This is a genomic window from Sphingopyxis sp. 550B (assembly GCF_057401805.1).
Window position 1 is genome coordinate 2650739 of the sequence record NZ_CM171610.1, and the last position, 17082, is coordinate 2667820.

Genomic DNA, 17082 nt, shown 5'->3' on the forward strand with positions numbered 1-17082 from the left:
GCGGGTTTCATCTTGCAACCCGCCGCGCGGCATGGTCAATTGCCGGCCGCAAGTCATAGGGGAGACGGTCATGGCCACCGCCATCAAGCAGGATATCGCCGGCGAAGCCGCCCGCATGCAGCAGGTCCTTGCCGCGCAGAAGGCGAACTTCACCGCCGCCATGCCCGAAAGCCTCGCGGTGCGCCGCGACCGCATCGACCGCGCGATCGCGCTGCTCGTCGATCATGCGGAGGATTTCGCCAAGGCGGTCAGCGAGGATTTCGGCCACCGCAGCCGCGAGCAGACGCTGATGACCGACATCATGCCCTCGGTCAGCGCGCTCAAGCATGCGAAGAAGCATCTCGCGAACTGGGCGAGGGGGGAGAAGCGCAAGCCGACCTTCCCGCTCGGCCTGCTCGGCGCGAAGGCAGAGGTCATGTACCAGCCCAAGGGTGTCGTCGGCGTCGTGAGCCCGTGGAACTTCCCGATTGGCATGGTGTTCGTGCCGATGGCGGGCATCCTCGCCGCGGGCAATCGCGCGATGATCAAGCCGAGCGAGTTCACCGAGAATATCTCGACGCTGATGGCGCGGCTCGTTCCTGACTATTTCGACGAAAGCGAGATGGCGGTGTTCACCGGCGATGCGGAGGTCGGCATCGCCTTCTCGAAGCTCGCCTTCGACCATCTGATCTTCACCGGCGCGACGAGCGTCGGACGGCACATCATGCGCGCCGCCGCCGAAAATCTGGTGCCGGTGACGCTCGAACTCGGGGGCAAGTCGCCGACCTTCATCGGGCGCAGCGCGAACAAGGACCTGGCGGGACAGCGCGTCGCGATGGGCAAGCTGATGAACGCCGGACAGATCTGCCTCGCGCCCGACTATCTGCTCGTTCCCGACGATCAGGAGGCGGCGGTGATCGACGGCGTCGCCAAGGGGGCGGCCGCGCTCTATCCGACCCTGCTCGCCAACGACGACTACACCTCGGTCGTCAACACGCGCAATTACGACCGGCTGCAATCCTACCTTGCCGATGCGCGCGACAAGGGCGCCGAGGTGATCGAGGTCAACCCGGGGAACGAGGATTTCGCCAGTTCGAACGGCCACAAGATGCCGCTCCACATCGTCCGCGGCGCGACCGACGAGATGAAGGTGATGCAGGAAGAGATTTTCGGCCCGATCCTGCCGGTGCGCACCTATCGGACGATCGACGATGCCATCGACTATGTGAATGCGCACGACCGTCCGCTCGGCCTCTATTATTTCGGCCAGGACCGGAGCGAGGAGGAGCGCGTGCTCACCCGCACTATCTCGGGCGGCGTCACCGTCAACGACGTGCTGTTCCACAACGCGATGGAGGATCTGCCCTTCGGCGGGGTCGGACCGTCGGGGATGGGCAATTACCACGGGGTTGACGGCTTCCGCACCTTCAGCCACGCGCGTGCCGTCTATCGTCAGCCCAAGTTCGATGTCGCGGGGCTGGCGGGTTTCAAGCCGCCCTATGGCAAGGCGACCGAAAAGACGCTGGCGCGCGAACTTAAGAAATAGGGACATACGGCGCGCCGGCCGAGGCGTCGCGGGGCCAACGATAGGCTATGGCCATCCCCCGCGCGCATCCTTATAGGGGCGAATCTGTCGATCGGCCCGCCGGGCGGTCGCCGTGCGGGTGTGGCGGAATTGGTAGACGCAGCGGATTCAAAATCCGCCTCTGGCAACAGAATGCCGGTTCGAGTCCGGCCACCCGTACCAGCTTTTTCGTGATTGTCAGAGCATCGAGCCTTAAATCTGACCCATCGTCCCGTTCGTGTCGAGCGCAGTCGAGACACCCATCAGCGTGGCGCAAGGCCGATGGGTGTCTCGACTGCGCTCGACACGAACGGATATAGGGGCGTTGCGGGTTTATGGCACGCTGCTCTAAATCTGAACCGTTGCCCTGAGCTTGTCGAAGCCTGTCCTGAGCGTATGCAAGGCAGTCGAAGGGGGCGGTCCTTTTTTTGGCGCCGCAACAAAAGGGACGGTGCTTCCCCAGGATCAGGTCGGCAATCATCTCCTTCCGACAGGTGAGCGTTCCCCGGCGAAAGCCGGGGCCCATGCGAGGCAGGCGCACGTAGCTGGACCCCGGCTTTCGCCGGGGATCACCGGCGTTCTTGTCTCAAGGGTATAAACGCCGACGTGATCCGGAGTCAGCACGAACGGCAGAAAATGGATGCTGAAACGAGTTCAGCATGACGAACGGATGAGGTAGCGCGTCGAAACCCGACTTAGACCGCCGAGCTGAACCGCCGCGGCGAATGCTGGCGATAGGGGTCGAAGGCCGCCGCGATGCTTCGGGCATAGGGCAGGCCCTCCGGCGGAATCGCCACTGCCCCATGGTCGAACGAGCACAGCCCGGCCTCGACATAGGGTGCCAGCCGTTCCCACGCCTCGTCGACCAGCGGCTTGTCGGCCCGGGCCCGCCCGTGGCAGAGCAATTCGCTGATGATCGCGCCGCGCCGGCGATCCTCGACGTCGCGCGCCTTGCCGAGCGCGATCGGCAGGATGTCGTGCGACAACAGCATGCGATAACGCCCCGAATTCTTCTCATTCTGTGCGAGCAGCGAGGGAAAGCTGCTGATCGCCGAAGCGCCGAGGCCGATCAGCGCCGGCGCGCCGTCGTCGGTGAAGCCCTGGAAATTGCGCCGCAGCCGCCCGGCGCGCGCCGCCTGCGCGATCGGATCGTCGGGCAGGGCGAAATGATCGAAGCCGATCGGGACATAACCCGCCTCGACCAGCGTCCGATGGCCGAGCGCCGCCATGCGGAACCGCTCGGCTTGCCCCGGCAATGCGCTGTCGTCGATGCGCCGCTGGCGCGGGATCAGGTGCGGGACGTGGGCATAGCCGAACAGCGCGATGCGGTCGGCGCCGAAGCGCACCGTGCGGTCGAGCGTATCGGCCAGATCGTCCTGCGTCTGCCCCGGCAGTCCGTACATCAGGTCGAAGTTGAGCGATCGGATGCCGCCGCGGCGCAATGTCTCGACGCTTGCCTCGATCGTCTCGACCGGCTGGATGCGGCCTATCGCGGCCTGCAGATGCGGGGCGAAGGTCTGGACGCCCAGGCTGGCCTGTGTCGCACCGACCCCCGCGACGACATCGCCCCATGTCGACGACATCGCACGCGGATCGAGTTCGATCGAGATGGTCGGATCGTCGAGCGGGAAATGGATGACCAGCGCTTCCATCAGGTGGATGAAATCGGTCGGCGCGATCGCATTCGGACTGCCGCCGCCAAAGGCGATGCGGCGCACCCGCGTGCTCGCGGGCAGCAATCCGGCGACCAGTGCGATCTCGCGGTGCAGCGCGGTCAGATAGCTGGTCAGCCGTTGCGCCTTGTTGGCGGCGCCCGTGTTGCAGCCGCAATACCAGCAGATATGCTCACAATAGGGGATATGGAGATAGAGCGAGACGTCGCCGGTCGCGGTGGCGACCGCTTCGGCGAACCGGTCGGGACCGACGTCGGGGGTGAACTCTGCCGCCGTCGGAAAGCTGGTGTAGCGCGGCACCGGCGTTGCGAGCAGATCGGGATGATAGGGCCACATGCAGGCGCTTGTCGCCGAAGACGGGCGGGCTGTCATTGCGCCCGGTCAATTTGCTTGCGCGAACGGCTGTTGTGGCACCCCTTCGCGCAGCAGGGCGCGGGCGTGTCGCCCGAAGGCGCCTGGCCGCCGAGCGGAACCGACGTCGCGCCGCCGCCGCAAAGCATGACCGCCAGCATTCGCTGCGACGTGCCCGGTAACGGCCCGGTCATCGCCGGGATCAGCGCCGACAGCGCGAAGAGCAGCGGGCTGGGCGTCATATGTCTTCCTCGTCGATCAGGATGCGCGCCGCAGAGCCGTCGGGATCGTCGAACTGGCCGTTCCGAAGCGCCCAGAAGAAGGCGCCGAGGCCGAGAAGGCCGAGCGCGAGCGCGGCAGGAATCAGGATCGCAAGGCCGGTCATCGCGCGATCCTCGCCAGACGCAGCGAATTGCCGACGACGATCAGCGAACTGATCGACATCGCCAGCGCGGCGATCAGCGGCGTCACCAGCCCCGCGATGGCGAGCGGCACCGCGAAGATGTTGTAGAGGATCGCCAGCGCGAAATTCTGCCGCACGATGCGCATCGTCGCGCGCGATGCGCGCACGGCGCGGGGCAGGGCGATCAAAGAATCCTGCACGAAGACGAGGTCGGACGCCTGCAATCCGACATCGCTGGCCGTGCCCGGCGCGATCGAGGCGTCGGCGGCGGCGAGCGCCGGGCCGTCGTTGAGCCCGTCGCCGACCATCAGCACATGGTGTCCGGAGGCGCGCAGCCGGGCGATCGCCGCCTGCTTGTCGGCGGGCGTCGCGCTCGCCTGCGCCGTCAGCCCGGTTTCGCGCGCCACCTCGGCGACCGCGGCGATGTTGTCGCCCGACAGGATCGAGCATTCGACGCCGAGCGCGCGCAGTCCGGCGAGTGCTTCCGCCGCATCGGGACGCAGCCGGTCGCTGCAGACGATCAGCCGGGCGGGGGCGCCGTCTATGTCGAGCACCACGGCGGTGCCGGTCGCCTGTTCGGGGCGGCGCAAGGCCACCGCGCCATCGTCATGATGCGCGAACACGCCTTCGCCGGGTCGCTCCTCGACGCCCCACAGGCTAGCGGCGCGGACGCCGCGGGCCGCAAGCGCACCGGCCAGCGCGCGCGACAGCGGGTGGCGGCTGTGCGACGCCAGCGCGAGCGCGATTCCGGCCTCGGTCGGCGGCAGCGCGTCGAGCGCGGCCGGATCGGGCGTCAGGCGCCCCAGCGTCAGCGTTCCCGTCTTGTCGAGCAGCGCGCGGTCGATGGTCGCAAGCCGTTCGAGCGCCGAGCCGTCCTTGACCATCAGCCCCGCCCGCATCAGCGCGCCGCTCGCCACGACCTGCGCCACCGGCACCGCAAGGCCGAGCGCGCAGGGACAGGTGATGATCAGCACCGCGACGCCGATGACCAGCGCCTCGTACAGGCTCGCCCCCCCGATCAGCCAGCCGATCACCGAGACGGCGGCGAGCGTGTGGACCGCGGGCGCATAGAGGCGCGATGCCCGGTCGGCGATGCGGACGTAGCGCGACCGGCTCTGCGTCGAGGCTTCCATCAGCCGCGCGATCTCGGCGAGCGTCGTGTCCTGCCCGGCATGGCTGACGCGCACGTCGACCGGCGCGTCGAGGTTGAGCGTGCCCGCGAGCGCGGCATCGCCGCGATGCAGCGCGATCGGCGCACTTTCGCCGGTCAGCAGCGACTGGTCGAAGCGGCTCTGACCCGCGACGATCTCTCCGTCGGCGGCGAGCCGTTCGCCCGCCGCGACGCGCATCACCATGCCGGCGGCGAGCTCGTCGGCCTTGCGCCATGCCAGCGTGCCGTCGGCGGCGACCACCGTCGCGCCCTGCGCCGCCTGGCGGATCAGCGCATCGACACCGGCGCGCGCCTTGTCGCGCATCATCGCGTCGAGCACCCGCCCCGCGAGCAGGAAGGTCAGTAGCATCAGCACGCCGTCGAACCACGCATGCTCGCCGCCGACGGCGGTCTCGTAGAAGCTGAGGCCGGTAGCGATCAGGACGCCGATCGAGATCGGCACGTCCATGTTGGTGCGCCCGTGCCGCAGCACGCGCCATGCCGAGGCGAAGAAGGGGCGTCCGGCGTAGGCGACCGCGGGGATCGCGATCGCCGCCGAAATCCAGTGGAACAGCGATCGCGTCGCGCCGTCGGCGCCCGACCAGATGCTGACCGACAGCAGCATGACGTTCATCGCGGCGAAACCCGCGACCGCGAACGGGGCGAGCAGCGGCTTCACCGCCGACAGATTGGGTGCAAGTTCGTCACGGCGCGGCTGCGCCTCGAACCCCAGCACTGCAAGTGCATCGACCAGATCGCGTTCCTCGACGCGGTCGCCGTGCGCGACGGTCACCGTGCGCGCCGACAGGTTGACGCGTGCGCCCGAAACGCCGGGCAGGGTGCTCAGCCCGCGCTCGACCTTGCTCATACAACCGGCGCAATGCATCCCCGGCACCGCGAGCACGGTGCGCAGCGGCGCGACGTCGGGGCGCGGCTGTGCGCTCATTGCAGTGCTTCTTCGCGGCGCCAGCGCTGTGCGCCGTCGGCGACCGCGAGGCGCAGCGTCCACCGGCCCTCCGGCACGGCTTCGTGCGACAGATAGCGGCCCTCGCCGATCGCCTCGAAGCGGAGCGCCCGGTCGGGCAGGCGGCCGAGCGGATGGCGCGCGACGCCGGCCACGCTGGCCTCCTCACCCGGCCCTTTCAGCGTCACGAGCAGCCGGCCGTCGGGGCGCCATGCGGTCACCGCGTCCCAGCCGAGCGCGCGTTCCGCCTCCGCATCGTCGAGCCACTTGTTGAAATGCTGGCTCGCGACATAGCTGTTCTCGACCACGATGCCGCCGAAGGTCGACGCGGCATAGCGCGCCATGACGACGTTGACCGCGATGATCGTGCCGAAGAAACCGACGAGGACGAGCGCCATGTGGCGGCCGGTGAAGGGGCGGTTCATGGATTGACCTCCGGCGCTTCGAAGCGCGTTTCGCTGCTGTCCCGCTCGCCGCGCTCGTCGAGCGAACGGACGGCGAAGGTGATCGCCTGCGCCGGCGTGTCGCGCGGCGCGACGACATAGAGGCGCAGCGGCTGGGTCGCGTCGGCGGGGACGGTCAGGGTCAGCGACCGTGCCGCGTCGGCCCGGTCCATCTCGTCGGTCCACATCATGGCGCCCCGGACGCCGTCGATCGTGATCGCCATGTCGCGCGGACGGCTTTCCATGTTGCGCAGCTTGATCGTGTAGGCGTTGCGGACGCTGCCGTCGCTGAGCAGCATGAAGGGCGGGTTGCGGTCGGGCGCGACCGAAATGTCGGTGCGCGTCCGCGCGCCGAGCAGGAACAGCAGCCCGAGGCCGATCCCACCCCAGGCGAGGAAATAGACGATCGTGCGCGGGCGCAGCAGCGTCTTCCACGCCGGACGCGGCGTTTCGCCCGCGGCTTCGCGCTTGCAGTCGTCGAGCGTCGCATAGTCGATCAGTCCGCGCGGCCGCCCGATCTCGCCCATCACCCGGTCGCACGCGTCGATGCACAGCGCGCAGGTGATGCAGCCGATCTGCGGCCCCTCGCGAATGTCGATTCCGGTTGGACAGACCGCGACGCACTGGTTGCAATCGATGCAGTCGCCGAACGCTCCCGGGTCCTTCGCCGCCTTCTTGACGCTGCCGCGCGGCTCGCCGCGCCAGTCCTTGTAGGTGACGATCAGCGATTTCTCGTCGAGCATCGCGGTCTGGATGCGCGGCCACGGGCACATGTATATGCACACCTGCTCGCGCATGAAACCGCCGAGGGTGAAGGTCGTCGCGGTCAGGATGGCGACGGTCGCATAGGCGACGGGCGCGGCGTCGCCGGCCCAGAAATCGCGCGTCAGCGTCGGCGCATCGGCGAAATACATGATCCACGCGCCGCCGGTCCAGAAGCTGATGACCAGATAGATCGTCCATTTGACCGCGCGCTTCGCGATCTTCTCGGCGGTCCACGGCCCGTTGGCGAGCCGGATCTGCGCGTTGCGGTCGCCGTCGATCAGGCGGTCGACGTGCTGGAACAGGTCGGTCCAGACGGTCTGCGGGCAGCTATAACCGCACCAGGCGCGCCCGACGGCGCTGGTGACGAGGAACAGGCCGATGCCGGCCATGATCAGCATGCCCGCGACGAAATAGAATTCGTGCGGCCATATCTCGATCCCGAACATGTAGAAGCGGCGATGCGCGAGATCGACGAGCACCGCTTGGTCGGGCGCATAGGGACCGCGGTCCCAGCGGATCCACGGCGTGATGTAATAGATGCCCAAGGTGACGAACATCACCAGCCATTTGAAGCGGCGGAACGGGCCCTGCACCTTCTGCGGGTAGACGCCCCGGCGCTTTTCGTAGAGCTGCGGCTCGTTCTCGGGCGGGGGCGGCGGCGTGCGTTGCTTGCGGGACGATGCACGCAGCGCCGCGGCGTCCGCCGCGAGTACGGACAGGGGGTCAGGGCCGGACATCGCCCGCCTCTTGCGGCGCCGCGCCGGCCTGCGCCGCGGCTATTTCACCGGGCGCCGCAGCGGTGGCCGCAAAGGCTTCGCCGCCTCCCAGCGAATGGACATAGGCCGCCAGCATCTTGATCGTCACCGGATCGAGCCGCCCGCCCCACGCGGGCATCACGCCGAGCCGCGCGTTGCTGATCTGTTGCACGACCTGCGCCTTCGATCCGCCATAGAGCCAGATGGCGTCGGCGAGGTTGGGCGCGCCGAACTGGCGATCGCCCTTGCCGTCGGCGCCGTGGCATGCCGCGCAATTGTCGGCGAAGATCTGCGCGCCGGTCGCATTCGGTTTTGCCCGGCCCGACAGGCTCAGCACATGGTCGGCGACCGCCGAAATCTGTCCGTCGGTCAGCATCTGGTCGCGGCCGAAGGCAGGCATCAGGCTGGTGTGCGTATCCTTGCCGCCCGGCTGGCGCGTGCCATGGATGATCGTATATTCGATCTCCTTCAGATTGCCGCCCCAAAGCCAGTCGTCGTCGTTGAGGTTCGGATAACCGATCGAACCCGCCGCGCCGGCACCGTGGCACTGGACGCAATTGACCTTGAAGGCGGCGCGCCCGCCCGCAACGGCGGCGCGCATCAGCGCCGGATTGTCGGGCAGCTTCTCGATCGGCATGTCGGCGAGCGCCGCGACGGTCGCGGCGCGCGCCTTGTCCTGTTCCGCGATCTCGGTCGCGAGTTGTCCGCGGCTCGACCAGCCGAGCACGCCCTCGGTCGCGCGATCGATCATCGGCCAGGCGGGATAGGCGATCACATAGGCGATACCCCAGACGATCGTGGCGTAAAAGGCCCAGAGCCACCAGCGCGGCATCGGCGTGTCGAGTTCCTCGATGCCGTCCCATTCGTGGCCGACGGTCTGCGTGCCCGTCGCTTCGTCCAGGCGGCTACCGGCTGCGAGCTTGTCATTCGCCATCGTTGTCGTCCTTGAAAATCGCCTCGGCGGCTTCCTGATTGCGCGACCGGGCGCCGGGCCGGAACGGCCATGCGCACAGGATCACGAACACGACCAGCATCGCGAGCAGCCCCCAGCTGTCGGCGAGATGGCGCAGCGTTTCATAGGTCGAATGATCGTTCATCGGCCCTTCTCCGACGCCAGCTCTTCCTGCGCCGCCGCGCTGTTCACGTCGACCAGCGTGCCGAGCATCTGGAGATAGGCGACCAGCGCATCCATCTCGGTGACGCGGCCGGGATTGCCGTCGAAATCGCGAATCTGCGCCTTGGGATAGCGCTTCGCGAGGTCGCCGGCGTCGGCATCAGGGTCGGCCTGCGCGCGCAGGTCGGCCTCCGCCTGCTCGATGTCGGCCTTCGTATAGGGCACGCCGACCTTGCGCAGCGCTTCCAGCCGCGCGGCGGGATCGCCGACCTTCAGTTCCTTCTCGGCGAGGAAGGCGTAGGGTGGCATGATGCTTTCGGGCACGACAGACCGCGGGTCCTTGAGGTGCTGGACATGCCATTCGTCCGAATAGCGGCCGCCGACGCGCGCAAGGTCGGGCCCGGTGCGCTTCGACCCCCACTGGAACGGGTGGTCGTACATGCTTTCCGCGGCGAGGCTGTAGTGGCCATAGCGCTCGACCTCGTCGCGGAACGGACGGATCATCTGGCTGTGACAGGTATAGCAGCCCTCGCGGACATAGATGTCGCGCCCCGCCTGTTCGAGCGGCGTATAGGGACGCATCCCCTTCACCTTCTCGATCGTGTTGTCGATCCAGAACAGCGGTGCGATCTCGACGATGCCGCCGATCGCCACCGCGATGAAGGCGAAGACGCCGAGCAGGGTGACGTTGCGTTCCAGCTTCTTGTGATGTTGGGTGACACTGGCCATGGCGACTATCCTTATTCGGCCGGGGCGGGCGCGATCGGGCGATCGGCGGCCGCGTCATAGGGAGCGGAGGACATCGGGGCCTCCTCGCGCTGGCGACCCTGGATCGTGCGCCAGACGTTGACGACCATCAGCACGCCGCCCGCGAGGTAGAGCACGCCGCCGAACGCGCGGAGCAGGTACATCGGGTGCAGCGCGGCGACCGTGTCGACGAAGCTGTTCACCAGATAGCCGTCGGCGCCATATTCGCGCCACATCAGCCCCTGGGTCACGCCGGCGACCCACATGGCCGAGGCATAGAAGACGATCCCCAGCGTCGCGAGCCAGAAGTGCCAGTTGACCATGCGCAGGCTATAGAGCCGCTCGCGGTTCCACAGCCGCGGAACGAGGTAGTAGACTGCGGCGAAGGTGATCATCCCGTTCCAGCCGAGCGCGCCGGCGTGGACATGGCCGATCGTCCAGTCGGTATAGTGCGACAGCGAGTTGACGACCTTGACGCTCAGCATCGGGCCCTCGAACGTCGCCATGCCATAGAAGGCGAGGGCGACGACCATCATGCGGATGATCGGGTCGGTGCGCACCTTGTCCCACGCGCCGTTCAGCGTCATCAGCCCGTTGATCATGCCGCCCCAGCTCGGCATCCACAGGATGACGGAGAAGACCATGCCCAGCGTCTGCGCCCAGTCGGGCAGCGCGGTATAGTGCAGGTGGTGCGGGCCCGCCCAGATGTAGAGGAAGATCAGCGACCAGAAGTGCAGGATCGACAGGCGATAGCTGTAGATCGGCCGCTGCGCCTGCTTGGGCACGAAATAATACATCATCGCGAGGAAGGGCACGGTCAGGAAGAAGGCGACCGCATTGTGCCCGTACCACCACTGGACCAGCGCATCCTGCACGCCCGAGAAGGCCGAGTAGGACAGCGATCCCGTCCACGACACCGGCACCGCCAGATTGTTGAGGATGTGCAGCATCGCGATGGTGATGATGAACGACAGGTAGAACCAGTTCGCCACATAGATATGCGGCTCCTTGCGCTTCAGCAGCGTGCCGACGAACACCGCGCCATAGAGGACCCAGACGATCGTCAGCCACAGGTCGACATACCATTCGGGCTCGGCATATTCGCGCGACTGCGTGATGCCGAGGACATAGCCGCTCGCCGCGAGCACCAGGAACATTTGATAGCCCCAGAAGACGAAGCGGGCGATCCCGGGGAAGGCCAGCCGCGCACGGCAGGTGCGCTGCACGACGTAGAAGCTCGTCGCGATCAATGCGTTGCCGCCGAAGGCGAAGACGACCGCAGAGGTATGCAGCGGCCGCAGCCGCCCGAAGGTCGTGTATTCGAGGCCGAGGTTCAGCGCCGGAAAGGCGAGCTGCAGGGCGATGTAGAGGCCGACCAGGAAACCGACGATGCCCCAGAAGACGGTCGCGAGCACGCCCCAGCGCACCGGATCGTCGTCATAGGTTGTCTCGCCCGACGGCATCCGCAGGACGCCGCGCGCGATCGTGCTGTAATCCGCCTTGGAGACGCCGATCGCCATGATGACCAGTGCCGTGAAGGCGACGATCGTCATGTGGATCGAGAAGCCGGCGTCCTTCGCGGTGGCCGCGGCCACCAGGGCCACCAGCATCACGGCGATCCAGATGCCGCCGCGCGCTACGACTTTGTCCATGAATCTTACCCCTACTGAACGGGGCCGCCCTGCGCCCCGCCTGTCGGTGAAACATTGATCCGGATCAATTATCAAGCCGGGAACGACCAATATTTCGCGCCGCTTCGGCGGGGCGGAACCCTTTTTGCGCAGGATCAATGTCGCGGGTCGTGAAGCGGCGCAGCAGGCCGCCGCGCCATAATCACCCTGGGCCGCGAAGGGCGGCCGCTATGGCGCACGGAGACTATCCATGCGTAAGCTTCCCCTCCTGCTGGCAACCGCTGCCTTCGCCGCGGCCGTCCAGCCCGCCCATGCTCAGGAAGGGCAGGGCCGGTTGCAGGTCAAGCTGCTGGCGACGGGCGTGCTGCCCGACGGCAAGATCGACAAGGTGCGCACCGACCTGATCGGCCTCCCCGCGGGCACGCAGACCAGCGCGAACGACAATGTCGTCCCGACGCTGGCGATCGAATATTTCGTCTCGCCCGCCGTGTCGGTCGAAACCATCTGCTGCATGACGCAGCATGACGTCGACGGAACCGCGGGGCTTCCTGGCGCCGAACTGGTGTCCAACGCAAAGCTGGTGCCCGCGACCGTCACGGTCAAATATCATTTCAATCCCGGCGGCGTGTCGCCCTATGTCGGGGCGGGGCCGGCCTATTTCCTGTTCTTCAAGGAAAAGCCCGGCGCCGCGACGCGCACGCTCGGCGCGACGCGCTTCGACATGTCGAACGAACTCGGCTTCGCTCTGCAGGCGGGCGTCGATATTCCGGTGAATGACACCGGGCTTGCGGTCAGCCTCGATGCCAAGCGCTATTTCATCGACACCAATGCGCGCTGGTTCGCCGGCACCACGAAGGTGCTGGAAACGCGCCACCAGCTCGACCCGTGGGTGATCAGCGCCGGGGTCGCCCTGCGCTTTTGATCAGCCGGCGAGCGCCTTCAGCTCCGCGCGGTCGCGAATGACGACCGCGCGGCGCGATGGCAGGTCGACGATTCCGTCGCGCTTCAGCTTGGTGAACTGACGGCTGACGGTCTCGATCGTCAGCCCCAATATATCGCCGACCTGCTGGCGCGAGAAGGGCAGGTCGAAGCGGTCGAGCGGCTGGTCGGGCGTGTCGCAGCCCGGATCGACGAGCCGTTCCGACATGTCGAGCAGGAAGGTCGCGACCCGTTCCTCGGCATTCTTGCGCCCGAGCAGCAGCATCCAGCGTCGCGTCCGGTCGAGCTCGGTCAGCGTGCGCTGGAGCAGCTTGTGTTCGAGCGCGGGGTGGCGGCTCGCGAAGCCGTCGAAATCGGTGCGCGAAAAGACGCAGACCTTCGCTTCGGTCATCGCCGTCACCGAATGCGGCGTCGTGGCGCCGAACGGCCGGCCGATGAAGTCCGAAGGATAGACGACGCCGACGATCTGCTCGCGCCCGTCCTCGGTACCGGTGGACAATTTGAGCACGCCTTCGACGACATTGGCGACGAGGACGGACTCGCTGTCCTCCCAGATCAACGACTCTCCCGGCTCCAGCGTGCGGCGACGGCCGATCGCATTAAGCGCCTCAACCTCGACGGAGTCGAGCGCAGCGCATATCGACCGGTTGCGGACGACGCAGGCATCGCAAGAATTCATGATTTAAAGGTACCATCGGTCCGTCGCGGACGCAATGGAGCGAGGGTCAGACGTCCTCGACCAGCCGGCCATAGAGCTGCGGGCGGCGATCGCGGAAGAAACCCATTCCCGCCCGATGCTTAGCGGCGCGGTCGAGGTCGATCGTCTCGATCAGCACGCCCGTTTCCACCGCTCCGAACGCCTTGGACAAATTGCCCCACTCGTCGCTGATGAAGCTGTGGCCATAGAAATCGGATTCGCCCTCGGTGCCGATGCGGTTGGCGGCGATTACCGGCATGCAGTTCGAAACCGCATGCCCCTGCATCGCGCGGCGCCACATCTGGCTCGTGTCGAGATCGGGGTCATAGGGCTCCGATCCGATCGCGGTCGGATAGAAAAGCAGTTCGGCGCCCATCAGCGCCATCGCGCGCGCGCATTCGGGATACCATTGGTCCCAGCAGACGCCGACGCCGATCCGCGTGCCGAACAGGTCCCAGACCTTGAACCCCGTGTTGCCGGGGCGGAAATAATATTTCTCTTCATAGCCGGGGCCGTCGGGAATGTGGCTCTTGCGGTACGTTCCCATGATGGCGCCATCGGGGCCGATCATCGCGAGCGTGTTGTAGTAATGCGGTCCGTCCTTCTCGAAGAAGCTGGTCGGGATAGCGACGCCGAGTCGCGCGGCGAGCGCCTGCATCGCGACGACGCTCGGGTGCTCGGCGGTCGGCCGCGCGTCGGCGAACAATTCCTCTTCCTCGACCTGGCAGAAATAGGGGCCTTCGAACAGTTCGGGCGGCAGGATGACCTGCGCGCCCTGCGCCGCAGCCTCTTCGACCAGTGTCGACACGGCCGCGATATTGGGTTCGACGGGGCCGGGCAGGGGAAGCTGCAGCGCGGCGACGGTGAGGGTGCGGGGCATGGCGGATCCGTGATGGGCTCGAAACGAGCCGGAATATAGGGGGCTTTGCGCCCGATGCTAGGCCGGAAGCTGCTGGCTCGAGCAATGGAAGCTGCCGCCGCCGACGATGATCCCGCGCGCATCGATCCCGACCGTGCGGCGATCGGGGAACAGCGCGCCGATCGTGTCGACCGCCACCCGGTCGTTCGCCGCGCCATAGGTCGGGACGACCACCACGCTGTTGCCGATATAGAAATTCATATAACTCGCCGCCGCAAGGTCGCCGTCGATTTCGATGCGGCCGGGCGAGGGCAGATCGACAATCTCGATCCCACCGAACGCCGCGGTGCGCGCGCGCGCGTCGGCATAGACGGAAGCGTTGGGGTCATGATCGTCTGTCGCCACGGGAATCGCCAGCCGCCCCTCGCCGACGAAGCGCGCCAGATTGTCGACATGCCCGTCGGTATGGTCGCCGATCAGTCCATTGCCCAGCCACAGCAGTCGCTCGATGCCGAGCGACTGGCGGAGCCGCACCGCGATATCCTCGCGCGTCAGCGTCGGGTTGCGGTTCGTGTTGAGCAGGCATTCCTCGGTCGTGACGCAAAGGCCGGTGCCGTCGACGTCGATGCCGCCGCCTTCGAGCACCCAGTCCTGATCGTCGACCGGCAGGCCGCCTGCATGCGCGAGCGCGGCGCCGACCTCCTGATCGCCGGGCATGACGAATTTCTCGCCCCACCAGTTGAATTCGAAGTTTCTCGCCCGGCGCGCCGCGCCGGTTCCGGCGACGATCGGCCCGGTATCGCGCAGCCAGATATCGCCGAGCGGCTGGACGAGGATGCGCACCGCCGGATCGACGAGCGCCGCCGCGACCTCGGCCTGGCGCTCGTCGTTGACGACCAGCCGCACCTCTTCGCCCCGGCCGCCGTCATGGACCGCATTGGCGAACGCCGCGACGTCGCGGCGCGCGGCGTCGATCCGGCCCGCCCACTCCGCGTCGAGGTGCGGGAAGCCGATCCACACCGCTTCGTGCGGCGCCCATTCGGCGGCCATGCGCAACGTCATGTCTGCTCTCGATCCTTGTTTCCTGCTCCGCCATGGCGAGCAGGGCTAAGCAATCTCCAGCCGGCGCCCCTTTCGGGACGGCAGCCGGAGATTACCGTGCCGCGTCGCCCCTCGCCATGACGAGGAGCGGACTCCGACCTACTTCGTCGGGCGCGACTTGTCGCGCGCGGCGCGGAACTCGTCGCCCTTCACCCAGTTCGGCCAGGCGTCGGTCGATGCGAGCATGCGGCCGGCGGCATAGAAGAGCTTGAGATCGGCGAGCATGCCGTCCCAGTTCTTGATCGCCGCATATTCGTCGGCGGGGGCGTGATAGCGGTTCTTCTCATAATCCTCCGACGCCTTCTTGCCGGCGTCGGTGCCGCCTTCGACCAGATCCTGGCCGGCGCCGAAGTTGAAGAAGGGCACGCCGCGCTTGGCGAAGCTGAAATGGTCGGACCGGTAATAGAAGCCCTTTTCCGGCGTCGGTTCGTCGACGATCGTGACGTTCGCCGCCTTGACGATCTTTTCGAGATAGGTATCGAGTTCCGACTTGCCGCGCCCGACGACGACGATGTCCTTGGCGGGGCCGTTGGGATTCAGCGCATCCATGTTCACCCCGCCGACCGTTTGGGCGAGGGGGAAGATCGGATTGGCGGCATAATATTCGGATCCGAGCAGCCCCGATTCTTCGGCCGTGACGGCGACGAAGACGACGCTGCGGTCGGGAGCCCCGGCCTTCTGATAGGCCTGCGCGAGCGTGATCAGCGCCGCGGTGCCGGTCGCATTGTCGACCGCGCCGTTGCAGATGCCGTCGCCGTTCACCGGCGTGCAGCGGCCGAGATGATCCCAATGCGCGGTATAGAGCACATATTCGTCGGGCCGCTTGGCGCCCGGCAGGATGCCGACCACATTGTGCGACAATTTCTTGGTGATGGCGTTGTCGAAGCCCAGCGAGGCCTTGACCCCGGCCAGCGGGACCGCCTTGAAGCCCTTCTTGCCCGCGGCTTCGCGCAGCTTGTCGAAATCCTGCCCGGCGCTCGCGAACAATTCCTTCGCCTTGCCGAGCTGGATCCAGCCGTTGGCGGCGGTCTGGTCGGCGCCGCCATTCTGGCTGTCGGCCAGATATTGCGTGCCGGTGTTGCTCGACTCGACGACGTTCCAGCCATAGGCGGCGGGTTCGGTGTCGTGGACGATCAGCGCCGCGGCCGCGCCCTGCCGCGCCGCTTCCTCATATTTATAGGTCCAGCGGCCGTAATAGGTCATCGCGCGGCCGTTGAACTCGCCCTTCGCTTCCTTCGTCTGCCAATCAGGATCGTTGACGAGGATGATGACCGTCTTCCCCTTGACGTCGAGCCCGGCATAGTCGTTCCACCCCTTTTCGGGGGCGTTGATGCCATAGCCGACGAAGACGACGTCGCTGTCCTTGACTTCGGTCTTCGGCTGGACGCGATAGCTGAACGCGACATAATCCTTCGCATATTGCAGCGTTACGGGCGTCTTTCCGCCGGTGAAGGTCAGCGGCGTCGCATTCTTCGCGGTGATCTCGACCAGCGGCACGTCCTGCGTCCACTTGCCGTCGTTGCCCGGCTGAAGCCCCGCCGCCTCGAACTGCCTGATCAGATAGGCGAGCGTCTTCTCCTCGCCCGCGGTGCCCGGCGCGCGTCCTTCATAGGCGTCCGATGACAATTCCTTCGTCGCGTCCTGAAGCGTCTGGAGCGACAGTTCGGGAAACTGCACGTCGGGCAGGGCGGAAGAGGCCGCCTTGTCGGGAGCGCTGCACCCGGCAACGGCGAGCAGCGCCGTGACCGAAAGCGCGACCAGAGAGGTGCGGGGCATGGAAATTCCTTCTCGAAAATCGACGAAGGGCGTCTTTTGGCAGCCCGGTCGGACCGATGCAAGGGCGTGGAGACCACACATGAACAGGGTGGCTTGACGATGCCCGGCAGCAGGACCCATGAAGGGAGTCTGCCATGCCGCTCTCGTTTTCGCCCCCTTTTTGGAGGGCGG

Annotated in this window: 16 protein-coding genes and 1 tRNA gene; 3 read left to right on the top strand and 14 right to left on the bottom strand. The window is 66.8% G+C overall.

Going from position 1 to position 17082, the window contains the following annotated elements:
- Positions 1-70: 70 nt before the first annotated feature.
- The gene (locus AC2S9W_RS12435) at positions 71-1525 is read left to right on the top strand and encodes a coniferyl aldehyde dehydrogenase (RefSeq protein ID WP_486570954.1); all 1455 of its coding nucleotides are present in this window, start codon (positions 71-73) and stop codon (positions 1523-1525) included.
- A gap of 114 nt (positions 1526-1639) precedes the next feature.
- A tRNA-Leu gene (locus AC2S9W_RS12440) sits at positions 1640-1726 on the top strand.
- 512 nt (positions 1727-2238) lie between these two features.
- Here the strand turns inward: AC2S9W_RS12440 and hemN are convergent.
- Genes hemN through ccoN form a run of 10 tightly spaced genes read right to left on the bottom strand, consistent with a single transcriptional unit; the run spans position 2239 to position 11560 of the window.
- Positions 2239-3552: an oxygen-independent coproporphyrinogen III oxidase gene (gene hemN, locus AC2S9W_RS12445; protein ID WP_076075660.1), complete on the bottom strand. Its 1314-nt coding sequence runs from the start codon at positions 3550-3552 to the stop codon at positions 2239-2241.
- Positions 3553-3584: 32 nt separating this feature from the next.
- Entirely contained in the window at positions 3585-3809 is a 225-nt protein-coding gene (locus AC2S9W_RS12450) for a hypothetical protein (RefSeq protein ID WP_067107790.1), read from the bottom strand.
- Complete coding sequence (ccoS, locus tag AC2S9W_RS12455) at positions 3806-3952, bottom strand: cbb3-type cytochrome oxidase assembly protein CcoS (RefSeq protein WP_067107787.1); 147 nt, start codon at positions 3950-3952, stop codon at positions 3806-3808. Before ccoS ends, AC2S9W_RS12450 begins: the two co-directional genes overlap by 4 nt.
- Entirely contained in the window at positions 3949-6066 is a 2118-nt protein-coding gene (locus tag AC2S9W_RS12460; protein ID WP_104959566.1) for a heavy metal translocating P-type ATPase, read from the bottom strand. Before AC2S9W_RS12460 ends, ccoS begins: the two co-directional genes overlap by 4 nt.
- Positions 6063-6509, bottom strand: a complete 447-nt coding sequence (locus tag AC2S9W_RS12465) for a FixH family protein (protein WP_067184025.1) — start codon at positions 6507-6509, stop codon at positions 6063-6065. Before AC2S9W_RS12465 ends, AC2S9W_RS12460 begins: the two co-directional genes overlap by 4 nt.
- The gene (ccoG, locus tag AC2S9W_RS12470; RefSeq protein WP_083675093.1) at positions 6506-8029 is read right to left on the bottom strand and encodes a cytochrome c oxidase accessory protein CcoG; all 1524 of its coding nucleotides are present in this window, start codon (positions 8027-8029) and stop codon (positions 6506-6508) included. The genes AC2S9W_RS12465 and ccoG overlap by 4 nt, the downstream gene beginning before the upstream one ends.
- Entirely contained in the window at positions 8016-8981 is a 966-nt protein-coding gene (gene ccoP / locus AC2S9W_RS12475) for a cytochrome-c oxidase, cbb3-type subunit III (RefSeq protein WP_076075654.1), read from the bottom strand. The genes ccoG and ccoP overlap by 14 nt, the downstream gene beginning before the upstream one ends.
- Positions 8971-9144 carry a cbb3-type cytochrome c oxidase subunit 3 gene (locus tag AC2S9W_RS12480; RefSeq protein WP_067184021.1) on the bottom strand — a complete coding sequence of 58 codons (174 nt, stop codon included), beginning with the start codon at positions 9142-9144 and terminating at the stop codon, positions 8971-8973. Before AC2S9W_RS12480 ends, ccoP begins: the two co-directional genes overlap by 11 nt.
- Positions 9141-9890: a cytochrome-c oxidase, cbb3-type subunit II gene (gene ccoO, locus AC2S9W_RS12485; protein WP_067107773.1), complete on the bottom strand. Its 750-nt coding sequence runs from the start codon at positions 9888-9890 to the stop codon at positions 9141-9143. The genes AC2S9W_RS12480 and ccoO overlap by 4 nt, the downstream gene beginning before the upstream one ends.
- An 11-nt stretch (positions 9891-9901) precedes the next feature.
- Positions 9902-11560 carry a cytochrome-c oxidase, cbb3-type subunit I gene (gene ccoN, locus AC2S9W_RS12490; RefSeq protein ID WP_067107770.1) on the bottom strand — a complete coding sequence of 553 codons (1659 nt, stop codon included), beginning with the start codon at positions 11558-11560 and terminating at the stop codon, positions 9902-9904.
- A gap of 229 nt (positions 11561-11789) precedes the next feature.
- On the opposite strand from ccoN, the gene AC2S9W_RS12495 reads away from it, so the two are divergent.
- Positions 11790-12461, top strand: a complete 672-nt coding sequence (locus tag AC2S9W_RS12495) for an OmpW/AlkL family protein (protein ID WP_067107767.1) — start codon at positions 11790-11792, stop codon at positions 12459-12461.
- Here AC2S9W_RS12495 and AC2S9W_RS12500 read toward each other — a convergent pair whose 3' ends face one another.
- The 4 genes from AC2S9W_RS12500 to AC2S9W_RS12515 all read right to left on the bottom strand — a co-directional run bounded on the left by AC2S9W_RS12500 (position 12462) and on the right by AC2S9W_RS12515 (position 16911).
- Positions 12462-13157 carry a Crp/Fnr family transcriptional regulator gene (locus tag AC2S9W_RS12500; RefSeq protein ID WP_067107764.1) on the bottom strand — a complete coding sequence of 232 codons (696 nt, stop codon included), beginning with the start codon at positions 13155-13157 and terminating at the stop codon, positions 12462-12464. It abuts the gene before it with no gap.
- Positions 13158-13203: 46 nt separating this feature from the next.
- Positions 13204-14055 (bottom strand): N-carbamoylputrescine amidase, encoded by an 852-nt coding sequence (aguB, locus tag AC2S9W_RS12505; RefSeq protein WP_486570955.1) that lies wholly within the window; start codon positions 14053-14055, stop codon positions 13204-13206.
- A gap of 57 nt (positions 14056-14112) precedes the next feature.
- A complete protein-coding gene (locus tag AC2S9W_RS12510; RefSeq protein WP_486570956.1) occupies positions 14113-15096 on the bottom strand; it encodes an agmatine deiminase family protein in 984 nt (327 codons plus the stop codon).
- Positions 15097-15234: 138 nt separating this feature from the next.
- Entirely contained in the window at positions 15235-16911 is a 1677-nt protein-coding gene (locus tag AC2S9W_RS12515; protein ID WP_486570957.1) for a M28 family metallopeptidase, read from the bottom strand.
- Positions 16912-17082 lie beyond the last annotated feature (171 nt).